General features: G+C 68.3%; 12 protein-coding genes. 9 read left to right on the top strand and 3 right to left on the bottom strand.

The annotated features are described in order from the left end of the window. Window positions 1–55: 55 nt before the first annotated feature. A complete protein-coding gene (locus AB5I40_RS18055; protein WP_370939672.1) occupies window positions 56–754 on the bottom strand; it encodes a hypothetical protein in 699 nt (232 codons plus the stop codon). Between the two features lie 146 nt (window positions 755–900). Between AB5I40_RS18055 and AB5I40_RS18050 the strand changes: the two genes are divergently transcribed. From AB5I40_RS18050 to AB5I40_RS18030, 5 genes are all read left to right on the top strand, one after another. Next, complete coding sequence (locus tag AB5I40_RS18050; protein WP_370939671.1) at window positions 901–1,935, top strand: methionine synthase; 1,035 nt, start codon at window positions 901–903, stop codon at window positions 1,933–1,935. A 73-nt stretch (window positions 1,936–2,008) separates the two neighbouring features. After that, window positions 2,009–2,719: a hypothetical protein gene (locus AB5I40_RS18045; RefSeq protein WP_370939670.1), complete on the top strand. Its 711-nt coding sequence runs from the start codon at window positions 2,009–2,011 to the stop codon at window positions 2,717–2,719. An 11-nt stretch (window positions 2,720–2,730) separates the two neighbouring features. Beyond that, window positions 2,731–4,890: an NAD-dependent DNA ligase LigA gene (ligA, locus tag AB5I40_RS18040; RefSeq protein WP_370939669.1), complete on the top strand. Its 2,160-nt coding sequence runs from the start codon at window positions 2,731–2,733 to the stop codon at window positions 4,888–4,890. After that, the gene (locus tag AB5I40_RS18035) at window positions 4,883–5,377 is read left to right on the top strand and encodes a GNAT family N-acetyltransferase (protein WP_370939668.1); all 495 of its coding nucleotides are present in this window, start codon (window positions 4,883–4,885) and stop codon (window positions 5,375–5,377) included. The genes ligA and AB5I40_RS18035 overlap by 8 nt, the downstream gene beginning before the upstream one ends. 283 nt (window positions 5,378–5,660) lie before the next feature. Next, window positions 5,661–6,053, top strand: a complete 393-nt coding sequence (locus AB5I40_RS18030) for a PASTA domain-containing protein (RefSeq protein WP_370939667.1) — start codon at window positions 5,661–5,663, stop codon at window positions 6,051–6,053. Window positions 6,054–6,297: 244 nt separating this feature from the next. Here the strand turns inward: AB5I40_RS18030 and AB5I40_RS18025 are convergent, their stop codons facing one another. Continuing rightward, window positions 6,298–6,951 (bottom strand): amino acid-binding protein, encoded by a 654-nt coding sequence (locus AB5I40_RS18025; RefSeq protein ID WP_037367388.1) that lies wholly within the window; start codon window positions 6,949–6,951, stop codon window positions 6,298–6,300. Window positions 6,952–7,172: 221 nt separating this feature from the next. Between AB5I40_RS18025 and gatC the strand changes: the two genes are divergently transcribed. Genes gatC through AB5I40_RS18005 form a run of 4 tightly spaced genes read left to right on the top strand, consistent with a single transcriptional unit; the run spans window position 7,173 to window position 11,007 of the window. Next, entirely contained in the window at window positions 7,173–7,472 is a 300-nt protein-coding gene (gene gatC / locus AB5I40_RS18020; protein WP_009073996.1) for an Asp-tRNA(Asn)/Glu-tRNA(Gln) amidotransferase subunit GatC, read from the top strand. Further along, a complete protein-coding gene (gene gatA / locus AB5I40_RS18015) occupies window positions 7,469–8,986 on the top strand; it encodes an Asp-tRNA(Asn)/Glu-tRNA(Gln) amidotransferase subunit GatA (RefSeq protein ID WP_370939666.1) in 1,518 nt (505 codons plus the stop codon). The genes gatC and gatA overlap by 4 nt, the downstream gene beginning before the upstream one ends. Further along, the gene (gatB, locus tag AB5I40_RS18010) at window positions 8,983–10,488 is read left to right on the top strand and encodes an Asp-tRNA(Asn)/Glu-tRNA(Gln) amidotransferase subunit GatB (RefSeq protein ID WP_370939665.1); all 1,506 of its coding nucleotides are present in this window, start codon (window positions 8,983–8,985) and stop codon (window positions 10,486–10,488) included. Before gatA ends, gatB begins: the two co-directional genes overlap by 4 nt. Next, on the top strand, window positions 10,489–11,007 hold the full coding sequence (locus AB5I40_RS18005; protein ID WP_370939664.1) for a hypothetical protein: 519 nt from the start codon (window positions 10,489–10,491) through the stop codon (window positions 11,005–11,007). It abuts the gene before it with no gap. Window positions 11,008–11,551: 544 nt separating this feature from the next. Here AB5I40_RS18005 and AB5I40_RS18000 read toward each other — a convergent pair. Further along, on the bottom strand, window positions 11,552–12,760 hold the full coding sequence (locus AB5I40_RS18000) for a sorbosone dehydrogenase family protein (protein WP_370940544.1): 1,209 nt from the start codon (window positions 12,758–12,760) through the stop codon (window positions 11,552–11,554). Window positions 12,761–12,775 lie beyond the last annotated feature (15 nt).

Below are 12,775 nucleotides of genomic sequence, written 5' to 3'. Positions count from 1 at the left end.
GGGCCGTATTCCGGTCGCTGTCCACCTGGCGGCGCTGAGACGCCGGTCACGTGGATCAGCCGGGTTGTGCGGTGAGCGCGATGTCGATGGTCAACGTTGTCGCGACGAGCATGCTCGCCAGCGGCTCGGGGACCTGCAGCGGGATCTCGACGAGGCAGGCGTTGCCGCTGATCGGTGAAAGTTCTGGTGACGGGTGTCCGACGTGGGCGACCTCGGTGCCGGCCGGGTCCTCGACGGTGACTTCCCATCGTTGCCGGCCGCTGGCGACGACCCTGGCGATCGCTTTGCCTTCGGCACGGAGGGTGAAACGGACGCTGCCTGCGTTGGCCGGGATGATTTCGCCGATCGGCGTCCCGTCCGCGCGGGTGACTACGAAGCGGGCCAGCGGGTCCTTCGATGGTTTCTCGACCTTGAGGACAGTGCTCTGGTTCGCGTCGCGGACCTCGAACCTGCGGCTGACGTACTGGTCTGATTTCCACAGAAGCTGAATGACTTTGCGCAGGAAACTGGGGGTAGTGACAGCGACTCCGCCAATGTGGAGGCCCTGGCGGTCGTACACGCCGTACTCCTGGCCGGCGGCAGTCGGCTTCGCCTCGCGGCTGACGTAAAGGACCGGCTCGGTGAAGAGAGTTCGCTCAAAGGAGCGGCTTGAAGCCCGGCGGTACGGTGCTCCGGGCATGGTGCCCCGCTGCGGCTCCCGGGCGGATGCGTCACCGGGTGTTTTGCCGGGCGGTGGCGGGGCGGAGCTGGTCATGACGATCCAGACTAACGCGGTGACCGCGAATTCGGTGCAGGCAAAGGGATATGCGGCGAATGTCCGGCTATTGCCGCGCGGTCGGGTGAAGCTTGTCCCGAGGGGCGGTGCGGACTGCGGCCGCTCGTTCCGCGACAATCCGGCCTGTGAGTGAACGACCTTGGCCCGCGGGCGCGGCGACGGGAATCGGGTCCATGCCGGGGACCGATCCCGTCGAGGCCGCTGCCGTCGTGTTCGGAGAGCTTCCCGGCTTCCCGTACGTACCCGAATTGCCGGCTCGCGGCGTCGGCGCCGACATGCTCGGCCGGACCGCGGCGTTGCTCGTGGACCTCGCCGTCGAGGTCGTGCCCAGCGGTTACCGCGTCGCCGGGCGACCCGGGCACGACCATCGTCGCGGGCGTGACCTGCTCCAGTGGGACCTCGACGCCGTCCAGGCCGCCCGCGAGAACGCTGGTGCGCCGGCAGTCCTCAAGACGCAGATCGCCGGGCCGTGGACGCTCGGCGCGGGGATCGAGCTCGCCCGGGGACATCGGGTGCTCACCGACCGCGGGGCGTTGCGGGACTTCACCTCGTCGCTGCTCGACGGGCTTTCTCAGCACGTCGCGGAGCTGACCGCGAGGACCGGCGCGCCGGTGGTCGTGCAGCTCGACGAGCCTTCGTTGCCCGCTGTTCTCGCCGGAAAACTGGCTACCCCGTCTGGATACGGCAACGTCCCCGCAGTGCCTGAGCCCGAGGTTCGAGAGCTGCTCGCGACGACAATCGAACGGATCGGAGCGATGACTGGGCAGCCGGTCATCGTCCACTGCTGCGCTCCGCGGCCGCCAATCGCGCTCTTCCACGCTGCAGGCGCCGGGGCCGTCGCGTTCGACGTCAGCATGCTCGCCGGGGCGTCTGCCGAGCTCCTGGACGAAATTGGCGAGGCTTGGGACAGCGGTATTTCGTTCTTCCTTGGTCTCGTACCGGCCACCGTCCCGGCGACGGCTCCGGGGCTGAAGGACGTCGCGTCGCCGGCGCTCAGGCTCGTGGACCGGCTGGGCTTCAACCGTTCAATCCTGGCCGAGCGCGCGGTTCCGACGCCTGCGTGCGGTCTGGCAGGTGCCACGAACGAGTGGATGCGCCGGGCGCTCGCTCTCAGTCGCGACCTGGGCAAAGGGTTCGTGGAGCCGCCCGAGAACTGGTGATTTCGCGGACGTGCGGCTGCCGTGACGCGTACCGTGGCTGGTGAAGAGAAACAACCGGGGGAAATTCCGAATCATGCGTTTGTTCCGTCGTCGCCGCTCGGAAGCCGACACCGAGGCTGCGCCGCCAGATCCCCGTACTCCGTGGCCTGAACAGCAGGTGCCGTCCGACGCCGCTGCCGCGGCGGCTGCGTTCTGGGAAGGGTGGTACGACCTCTTGCCCGAGGTCAGTGCCGCGCTGGGCGAGGGTGAGCCGCATCGCGTCGAGCACGATCTGTGCGTGCTGGTCGAGACGCTGCACCCTCGGCTGCACTTCTCGCTGGAACGCGGCCGGATGGCGATCTACGCGCTGGTCGTCAGCGGACAGGAAGACCCGGAGCTGCGTCCGTACACGGACGCGTGGAAAGCGGCTGGGCCGCCGGACGACGCGATCTGGGAGTACCACGATTCGGTGCCTCCGGTCCCGGATCCGACCGAGGTGACGGTGAACCTGGGCGAGCACCGCATCTCGCTGGCTGACGTCCGGGTGGTCGCGCAGGTGGACGACGGCGTGGTTGACGTCGCAGTGCATCACCCCGCGTTCGCTGACCTGGATGAGGCTTCGCGCACCACGATGACGTTCCTGCCGCTCGACGCGACGCTGGGCGAGCGTCTTGCCGCTGAGCGGCTGGGCCGGGTCGAGACCGCCGAGGCCGCGCCCGAAGGCACGATCGATCTTCTGGAGTTCCGGGAGCTGGTCCGCGGGCTGGCGGAGCAACCGGACGAAAGTGTCGGTGCCTCCGACTAGGCTCACCACCTGTGAGCAGCACCGACCTTCCCCAAGACCAGGTGGCCGTGGAGGCCGCCCAGGACGTGACCGACGTGCCGGCCGACGTGCGCGAGCGGCACGGCGCGCTGGCCGAGGAGATCCGCGGCCATCAGTTCCGGTACTACGTACTGGACTCGCCGATCGTCTCCGACGGCCAGTTCGACGCGCTCCTCAGCGACCTCCAAGAGATCGAGGACGCGTACCCGGCGCTGATCACGCCTGATTCGCCGACCCAGAACGTCGGCGGCACGTTCTCCACCGAGTTCACCGCGCACGACCACCTCGAGCGCATGCTGAGCCTGGACAACGTGTTCGACACCGACGAGTTCCTCACCTGGGTCGAGCGCGTCGAGAAGGAAATCGGGTCGACGGAGTACCTGGCCGAGCTGAAGATCGACGGCCTGGCCATCAACCTGCTCTACGAAAACGGCAAGCTCACCAGGGGTCTCACCCGCGGCGACGGGCGTACGGGCGAGGACGTCACGCTCAACATCCGCACCCTCGATCAGGTGCCGGACGAGCTCACCGGCACCGACGAGTTCCCGGTGCCGAAGCTCGTCGAGGTGCGCGGCGAGGTCTACTTCCGCGTCGAGGATTTCCTTGAGCTCAACGCGAAGATGGTCGAGGCGGGCAAGCCGCCGTACGCGAACCCGCGCAACACTGCGGCCGGGTCGCTGCGGCAGAAGGACCCGAAGATCACCAGGGAACGCCGGCTGCGGCTGATCTGTCACGGTCTCGGCAAGCGGGACGGCTTCGAGCCGGTCACGCAGTCGCATGCCTACGACGCACTGGCGGCCTGGGGGTTGCCGGTGTCGCCGCACACGCGAGTGCTGCGGACCGGCAAGGAACTCACCGATCACATCGCCTATTGGGGTGAACATCGACACGACGCCGAGCACGAGATCGACGGCGTGGTGATCAAGGTCGACCAGGTCGCGTTGCAGCGCCGCCTCGGCACCACGTCGCGCGCGCCGCGGTGGGCGATCGCTTACAAGTATCCGCCGGAAGAAGCGATCACGACGCTGCTCGACATCCAGGTCGGCGTGGGGCGCACGGGACGGGTCACGCCGTTCGCCGTCACCGAGCCGGTCAAGGTCGCGGGCTCGACGGTCGCGCGGGCGACGCTGCACAACCAGGAAGAGGTCAAGCGCAAGGGTGTGCTGATCGGCGACCGGATCGTGATCCGCAAGGCCGGCGACGTGATCCCCGAGGTGCTCGGACCCGTCGTCGACGCGCGGACCGGCGACGAGCGCGAATTCGTGATGCCCACCGAATGCCCGGAATGCGGCACGGAACTCGCCTACCAAAAGGAAGGCGACAAGGACATCCGGTGCCCGAACACCCGGTTCTGTCCCGCGCAGTTGCGGGAACGGCTGTTCCACCTTGCCGGGCGCGGTGCGTTCGACATCGAGGTGCTCGGGTACGAGGCGGCGGTCGCGTTGCTTGACGCGCGGGTAGTCGCCGACGAGGGCGACGTGTTCGACCTCAACGAGGAGTCGCTCGCCGAGGTGGAGTTGTTCCGCACCAAGGCAGGCGACCTGTCGGCGAACGCGCGGAAGCTCCTGGCGAACCTCGATTCGGCGAAAGACCGTCCGCTGTGGAAGGTGATTGTCGCGCTGTCGATCCGGCATGTCGGGCCGACCGCGGCGCAGGCGCTTGCGCGAGAATTCGGCTCGCTGCAACGGATCGAGGACGCAAGCGAGGAGGAACTCGCGGACGTCGACGGCGTCGGCCCGACCATCGCGCACGCGGTGCAGGAATGGTTCGAGGTCGACTGGCACCGGGAAATCGTCGAAAAATGGCGACGGTCCGGGGTCCGGATGGAGGAGGAGCGCGACGAGTCCATCCCGCGGAATCTCGAGGGCCTGTCGATCGTGGTGACCGGTTCCCTCGAAGGGTTTTCACGTGATGAGGCGAAAGAAGTCATCATGGCGCGCGGTGGCAAGGCCGCGGGATCTGTGTCGAAGAAGACGGCGTTCGTCGTCGTTGGCGACGCGCCGGGGTCGAAGTACGAGAAGGCTGTGCAGTTGAAGGTGCCGGTGCTGGACGAGAACGGGTTCCGCGCGTTGCTGGAGCGCGGTCCGGAAGCGGCCGCGGAACTGGCGCTCGACACCGGTGCGGACCAGGAAGGCGAGGGCGGCGATGAGTGACGTGGAGATCCGCCCGGCGCGGCCGGAGGAGTTCGATGCGCTCGGCGAGGTGACCGTCGAGGCTTACCGGATCGAGGGATTCTTCGACACTGATGCCGCGTACGAGGCGAAACTTCGGGACGTGTCGGGACGGGCGCAGCACGCCGAGTTGTTGGTCGCGGTCGATCCGGACGGTCAGGTCGTGGGGTCGGTCGCGATTGTTCAGCCGGGGAGCAAGCTGTCCGAGATTTCGGAGCCGGGGGAGCTGGAGTTCCGCATGCTGGCGGTCTCGGCGGCGGCGCGCGGGCGAGGAGTCGGAGAGGCGCTTACCCAGGCTGTGCTGGCCCGTGGCCGGGAACTTGGTGTCGACCGGGTGGTGCTGAGCAGCCTCGACGTGATGCGGAAGGCGCATCGGCTCTACGAACGGATCGGGTTCCGGCGGCTGCCGGGGCGGGACTGGCATCCGCATCCGGGGGTCAACCTGATCGCCTACGAATACGGCCTCTGAAGCCTCATTTTCGCAGGTCAGAGACTTTTGCCGGTTTTTGGCGAAAGTGTTGGGCGGGGTTTATCGCCGGTAGTCGCCGTTGAGTGGCGACGGTTTGGTGAACCTCGTCCTGCCGCGTGCCGGGGCTGTGAACCTCAGCCCGGTGTGAACGGTCGCGGCCGTCGCGGGTGGACGGGCGCGCCTGTTTGGCGAGCTTCGAGCGGCTATGAGCTGTAACGCGCAGATGTCTGGCTTCGACTCAAGCTGTCACGCATGAAGTGCCGACTCGTATCGAGGAAGCGTGATGATGGCGAAGTTCGCTCAAGCTGCCGTTCCGGTTGTTGGCGTTGCCGCGTTTCTCGCCGTTGCGTGCAACGCCACCCCACAATCCGGTGGCACCTCAACGACGGTCACGGCGGCGACTGTGACCGAGTCCGCGACGGCGACCGTGACTGCGCCGATTAGTGCCGCGCAGCCGGTGACGATCAAAGTCCCTGATGTGTCAGGCATGAATCATCAGGACGCACAGGACGCCATGCAGGCGGCTGGGCTGTACAACCTGCGAGAGGTCGATTCGTCCGGGAAGAAGCGGATGATGATCATCGACCGGAACTGGTGTCAGACCGGGCAGGATCCTAAGCCTGGTGCCGTGGTTTCTGCTGACACAGTCGTCACGCTCTATGCCGACAAGTGCTGATTGCCGTCGTCTGGCACGCCAAGGAACCGGATTACCGGGCAGGTTCCCCTTCTCGGGGGAGATTGTCCGCATTTGAAGACATCGGATCGGGACTAAAGCCCGCATGCGATGAACCGCTGAACCAGCCGCGCGTCGGTCTCCAGCGACGGTCTGGACAGTCGAGTGCCAGCGTCCGAAACGCTCGGTCAAGCGCACTCAACTCAGTTGTTCCGAACCGTTCAGGACAGTCGACCCAACACCCGGATCACCCGTCCAGAACCACCGCGACGATTCCAGCGAAGTGCGCCAGCCGAGCGACCTCGGCCGCACGGAAATTGGGCCCTCCCGGCCGAGCGACAAGCATCGCCTTCCCCGGCTTTCCCAGCGGAGTAGCGGCCAGCTCGGTGCCGAGTTCCTTCCACGTCTCCGGAACCCAGGAATCCTCGCCGTCCAGGACCGTCGCACGCTCCAGCGGCAGCCAAGGCAAGTCCGTGAACGGGTTCTCCGGCGCCGCACTCGACGAAGCCAACCGCCGAGGTCCCGATTCCGAATGTTCGACGATCACCGCCCACCCGGCCCGAATGATCTTCGGCACACCTTCGGCGAGCAAGTCCAGCCCAGCTTTCGGCTGAGCGGCGATCTCCTCGACCAGTTCCAGCTCGCGATGCGTGTCGAGGATGCCCGCATACGGCCGCACCGCGTCGACCTCGACGCCTTCCACGCTCTCGGCCGCAGTGATCAGCGCGTCGGGGAGCCGGCCCGACGGGAGTTCGACCACCAGGTCGTCGATCGCGAGCCCGCCGCCGCGTTCCACCACGTCCACGCTCAGGATGTCGGCCCCGACCGTGCCGAGCGCGGTCGCGACCGCGCCGAGAGTGCCGGGGGAGTCCGGTAGCTGGACCCGGATCAGGAACGACACCACGCGCCCCTCTCGCCTCAGGCGTCCCAGCCCTGTCGTGGGACGCGCTTGCCGGGCGCCGATTGTGACAGACCGGGTACCCGCGGGGGCCCGCTGTCCGGCAAGCGGGACGCCCTGCCCGGCGCCCGCGGCCCGATAACCCGGTCGAACCGTCCGACGCCGTCACCATAGACTTGCAGCTTCCGAGAGCACCCGCACAGCACACCCCGGGAGTCACCCGCGTGCCCAACATTTCCCGAGACGAGGTCGCACACCTCGCCAGGCTGGCCAGGCTGGCCGTGACCGACGACGAGCTGGACGTTTTCGCCGGCCAGCTCGACCAGATCCTCGACTCGGTGGCGAAGGTCAGCGAAGTCGCCGCGGAGGACGTCCCGCCGACCTCGCACGCCGTGCCGCTGACGAACGTCTTCCGCGAGGACACCGTCCGGCCCAGCCTCGAACAGCAGGACGCGCTGGCCGCCGCGCCGGCCGCCGAGGACGGCCGGTTCCGGGTGCCGCGGATCCTGGGAGAAGAACAGTGAGCGAACTCGTCAAGCTGACCGCCGCCGAGCTGGCGGCGAAGATCCACACGCGCGAGGTGTCCGCGGTCGAGGTCGCGCAGGCGCACCTGGACCGCATCGCCGCGGTGGACGAACACGTGCACGCGTTCCTGCACGTCGACACCGAAGGCGCGCTCGGCGCGGCCAAGGCGGTCGACGAGCAGCTGGCCGCGGGAGAGCAGCCGGCGTCGCCGCTGGCGGGCGTCCCGCTGGCGCTGAAGGACGTGCTGACCACGAAGGGCGTGCCGACGACCTGCGGGTCCCGCACGCTCGAAGGCTGGCTGCCGCCGTACGACGCAACTGTCACGCGCAAGCTGCGCGAAGCCGGTGTCGTGATCCTCGGCAAGACGAACATGGACGAGTTCGCGATGGGCTCCTCCACGGAGAACTCGGCGTACGGCCCGACGCACAACCCGTGGGACCACGCGCGCATCCCGGGCGGTTCGGGCGGTGGCTCCTCAGCGGCGATTTCGGCGTTCGAGGCGGCTCTCGCGATCGGTACCGACACTGGCGGCTCGATCCGCCAGCCCGGCTCTGTCACGGGCACTGTGGGCGTGAAGCCGACGTACGGCGGAGTGTCGCGCTATGGGCTCGTAGCGTTCTCGTCTTCGCTCGACCAGGCCGGGCCGTGCGCACGTACGGTGCTTGACGCCGCGCTGCTGCACGAAGCGATCGCTGGTTACGACCCGATGGACTCGACGTCCATCAACGCACCGGTGCCGCCGGTTGTCGCCGCGGCGCGCGAAGGCGCGAAGGGCGACCTGTCCGGCGTACGCGTCGGCGTCGTGAAGGAGTTCGGCGGCGACGGTTACCAGCCGGGCGTGCTGCGGTCGTTCGAGGCGGCCGTGGAGCAGCTTCGTGCTCTCGGCGCCGAAGTGGTCGAGGTGTCGTGCCCGCACTTCACGTACGCGCTGCCTGCGTACTACCTGATCGCGCCGAGCGAAGCGTCGTCGAACCTCGCGCGCTTCGACGCGATGCGGTACGGCCTGCGCGTCTCGGACGACGGTGAGCACAGCGCCGAAGAAGTCATGTCGCTGACGCGCGAAAAGGGCTTCGGCGCTGAAGTGAAGCGTCGCATCATGCTCGGCACGTACGCGCTTTCGTCGGGCTACTACGACGCGTACTACGGCTCCGCGCAGAAGGTGCGCACGCTCATCACGCGCGACTTCACGCAGGCCTTCGAGAAGGTCGACGTGCTCGTATCGCCGACGACGCCGACCACGGCGTTCAAGCTCGGCGAGCGCGTGGACGACCCGATGGCGATGTACCTCGCCGACCTGTGCACCATCCCGTCGAACCTCGCGGGCAACGCCGCCATGAGCGTCCCGAGCGGACTGTCCGACGAGGACGGGCTGCCGGTCGGCCTGCAGATCATGGCCCCGGCGCTCGCCGACGACCGGCTGTACCGCGTCGGCGCCGCGTACGAGGCCGCGCGCGACGCCGCTGCCGGCGGCTCGCTCGTGCACCAGGCTCCGGAGCTGGGAGGAACGAAGTGACTGCCGTGGCCGAGTTGATGGACTACGCCGAGGTCCTCGAGCGCTTCGACCCCGTTCTCGGGCTCGAGGTCCATGTGGAGCTCAGCACGAACACCAAAATGTTCTGCGGCTGCGTCAACGAGTTCGGCGGCGAGCCGAACACCAAGACCTGCCCGACCTGCCTCGGCCTGCCCGGTTCGCTGCCGGCCGTGAACGGCAAGGCGGTCGAGGGCGCGATCCGGATCGGTCTCGCGCTCAACTGCGAGATCGCGGAGTGGTGCCGGTTCGCCCGGAAGAACTACTTCTACCCGGACATGCCGAAGAACTTCCAGACCTCGCAGTACGACGAGCCGATCGCGTTCGACGGCTACCTCGACGTGACGCTGGACGACGGCGAGGTCGTGCGCGTCGAGATCGAGCGCGCGCACATGGAGGAGGACACCGGCAAGTCGCTGCACATCGGCGGCGCGACCGGCCGGATCCACGGCGCCGAGCACTCGCTGCTCGACTACAACCGCGCCGGCGTGCCGCTGATCGAGATCGTCACCAAGCCGATCACCGGCACCGGCGAGCGGGCTCCCGAGGTGGCGCGCGCGTACGTCACCGCGCTGCGCGACCTGCTGCGGGCGCTCGACGTGTCCGACGTCCGCATGGACCAGGGCTCGCTGCGCTGTGACGCGAACGTGTCGCTGATGGCCAAGGACGCGACCGAATTCGGCACGCGCACGGAGACGAAGAACGTCAACTCGCTGCGCAGCGTCGAGCGCGCGGTGCGATACGAGATGACGCGCCAGGCGGCGATTCTCGCCGAGGGCGGGTCGATCCGGCAGGAGACACGGCACTTCCAGGAGGCCGACGGCACCACGTCGTCCGGGCGTGCCAAGGAAACCGCGGAGGACTACCGGTACTTCCCGGAGCCCGACCTGGTGCCGATCGCGCCGTCGCGCGAGTGGGTCGAAGAGCTTCGCGCGACGCTGCCGGAGATGCCGTGGGAGCGGCGCAAGCGGATCCAGGAAGAGTGGAAGCTCTCCGACGAAGCGCTGCGCGACCTGCTGAACGTCGGTGCCGTCGACCTCGTCGCGGCGACGGTCGAGGCTGGCGCGAAGCCGGACGAGGCGCGCGGCTGGTGGGTCAACACGCTGGCGCAGGAAGCGAACACGCGCGAGGTCGAGCTGACCGAACTGGCGATCACGCCGGCGCAGGTCGCCGAGGTGATCGGACTCGTGTCCTCCGGCGAGCTGACGAACAAACTCGCCAAGGAGGTCGTGCAGGGCGTTCTCGCCGGCGAAGGTTCGCCGCGCGAGGTCGTCGAGAAGCGCGGTCTGAAGGTTGTCTCCGACGATTCGGCGCTGCTCACCGCTGTCGACGAAGCCTTGGCTGCGCAGCCGGACATCGCCGACAAGATCCGCGGCGGCAAGGTCGCCGCAGCAGGCGCGATCGTCGGTGCGGTCATGAAGGCGACCAAGGGCCAGGCCGACGCCAAGCGGGTGCGCGAACTGATCATCGAGCGCGTCGGGTCCTGAGTGGCTTTCTCGCTCCGACGCGTCACCTGGCGCGAGTGGCTCGGCCTGGCGGCCGGGCTGCTCGCGGTCGGGTCGACGCCGCTGCCCTGGACTGTGCTGTCAGCGGATACCGCGACGTCCGATGTCCGCGACGCGTTCGGGACGTTGCCGCACAGCGACGTCGTGCGTACGGCGTGGCATTCGGATCTCTTCTCGTGGGGTCCGCCGCTGCTGCTTGCCGTGGTCGGGCTTGCGGTGGTGTTGTTCGGACAGATCACCAAGGCGCGGGTGAGTGGCCTGCCGCAGTTGTGGCTGGTCGGCGGACTGGCGACGGTTCTGCTGATGGTGATCGGCTGGACGACGTTGGATTGGGTGTTCGACACCGATCAGCGGGCGTTCCTCGACGCTGCCGGCGTGTCGATCTCTGGCGGGGTCGGGCGGTATCTGGGGATGGCGTTCGCGGTCGGGTCGGTTGTGGTGGCGATCGTGGACATCCGCGCTGCTCGGGCGGAGAGCCGGGCTTCGCGTCGTCGCCGCTGAACGGCTACACGATGGTTGCTGGCTGGGGGAGCTTCTGGCCGATTCGCCGCTCAACGGCGACGGGGCAGGGCCTTTTGTTGGCGCGGGCTTTGGGTGGATTTGCCGCTGCGTGGCGACGGCTGTTGCCGGGTGAGCGACAGCTCTTTTGCGGATTTGCCGTTGAGGGGCGACTGGTCGCTCTCAGCGGGGAGACGGCTTTTGGGCCGATTCGCCGCTGAGCGGCGGCTAGGCGCTCTCAGCTGAGAGACGGTTTGGCGGATTCGCCACTGAGTGGCGACGGCGCTCTTGGTTGAGAGGCAGTTCTTCGCAGACTTGCTTCCGAGCGGCGGGACGTTCGGAGTGGGACTGCCGTTGCTGCTGAGTTTTGCCGTTGGGCGGCGAACGGATGGCGGGCCGCCGTTGCTACTGGGCCTTGTGATTGGTCGGCGCATAGGGATAGCGGCGAATCTCCCGGGGCAGCCGTTGAACGGCGATGGGCCGATGCCGATGTTGGGGCGACCAGCCTTCCGACCCCCGGAAAAAGCTCAAACCTGCCCGCTCGGCGCTAGTCCTTGCCCGGACCGCCGCCCGTGTCGCTCACCACGATCAGGACCACCCGGTCATCGCTGGAGACCGGCTTGCCGCCGTCCTTGTTGACGGTCCCGGCGACGGCCAACTGGGGGTTGATCATGCTCATGGAAGAGAGCCGGCCGTACGTCGTGGCGGCCTTGCTTTTGCCGTCGAGGGTGACCGTCGGCTTGCCGGTGACCGCTCCGTCCTTGTTGACCGGCACGTTCTGCATGCCGGTGGACGACGCGATGCCGAGGATGCCGTTCGCGTCGACGAAATCGACACAGCCGCCAAGGGAGGGCTTGTCCTGCCAGGTCCACGCGGGCGTGCTGAGCGGCTGTCCGGCCTGGAGGCGGTACACGGCGTCCGGACCGCTCGCCGGGTGGTCGGTCACCCAGGTGCGTTTCCCGTCGGACGAACGGCAGATGCCGCCGGGGGAGTGCAGGCCCGAGGCGTAGACGGCGGACCCGGACGCTGGATTCCCGGTCGCCGGTTTTCCGGACACATCGATGCGCAGGACCTTGCCTGCCAGGGAATTCGGGTCCGCGGCGGCAGCCGGATTGCCTGCGTCGCCCGTCGCGACGAGCAGTGCGCCGCTTCCGTCGCTGGCCAGCGCGCCGCGGTTGCCGGTCGCGCCCTTCGGGATTCCGGTCAGCACGGGCTTCGGGGCCTGGCCCTTGGCGAAGCGCACGACGCGGTTGTCTGAGGCTGTGGTGACGTACGCGAAGACCAGCTGGTCCTCGACATAGCTGGGCGACAACGCCAGGCCGGTGAGCCCGCCGTCGCCGTCGGCCTGGACGTCCAGTTGCGCGAAGGACACCGCGTCGTGTCCGGAGCTGGCCAGCATGACCCGGCCGGTTTTCCGTTCGCCGGCGAGAGCGGCGGGTGCGGATCCCTCGCCGGGAAGTCCGGCGACGGCGGCGACTGTGTCCAGGCAGGTGGCGATGACGGCCTTGTCGAAGTCCTTGCAGCCTTGCGGAGGCGGAACCGGCGAGGGCGGTGCTTGCGCGGGGCCGGTGCGAGGACCGTTGCCGGAGCCGTCGCCGTGCTCCTGGACCTGCGGCGGGGATTCCGGGCTCGGCACCGGCGCGGGGGTGAATGTCTGGCCAGCGGCGGTGTCGTCGAACCGGGCGCAGCCGGAAAGCATGAGGCCGCCGCAGGCGAGGAAGGCCAGCGGCGCCGACCACCGGTACCGGATACGCATGATGCCCCAGCCTAG

Source organism: Amycolatopsis sp. cg13, assembly GCF_041346965.1.
In the GTDB taxonomy this organism is placed as follows: Bacteria; Actinomycetota; Actinomycetes; order Mycobacteriales; family Pseudonocardiaceae; genus Amycolatopsis.
The sequence above is the reverse complement of the archived record's forward strand: the minus strand, read 5'-3'. Positions and strand labels throughout refer to the sequence as shown.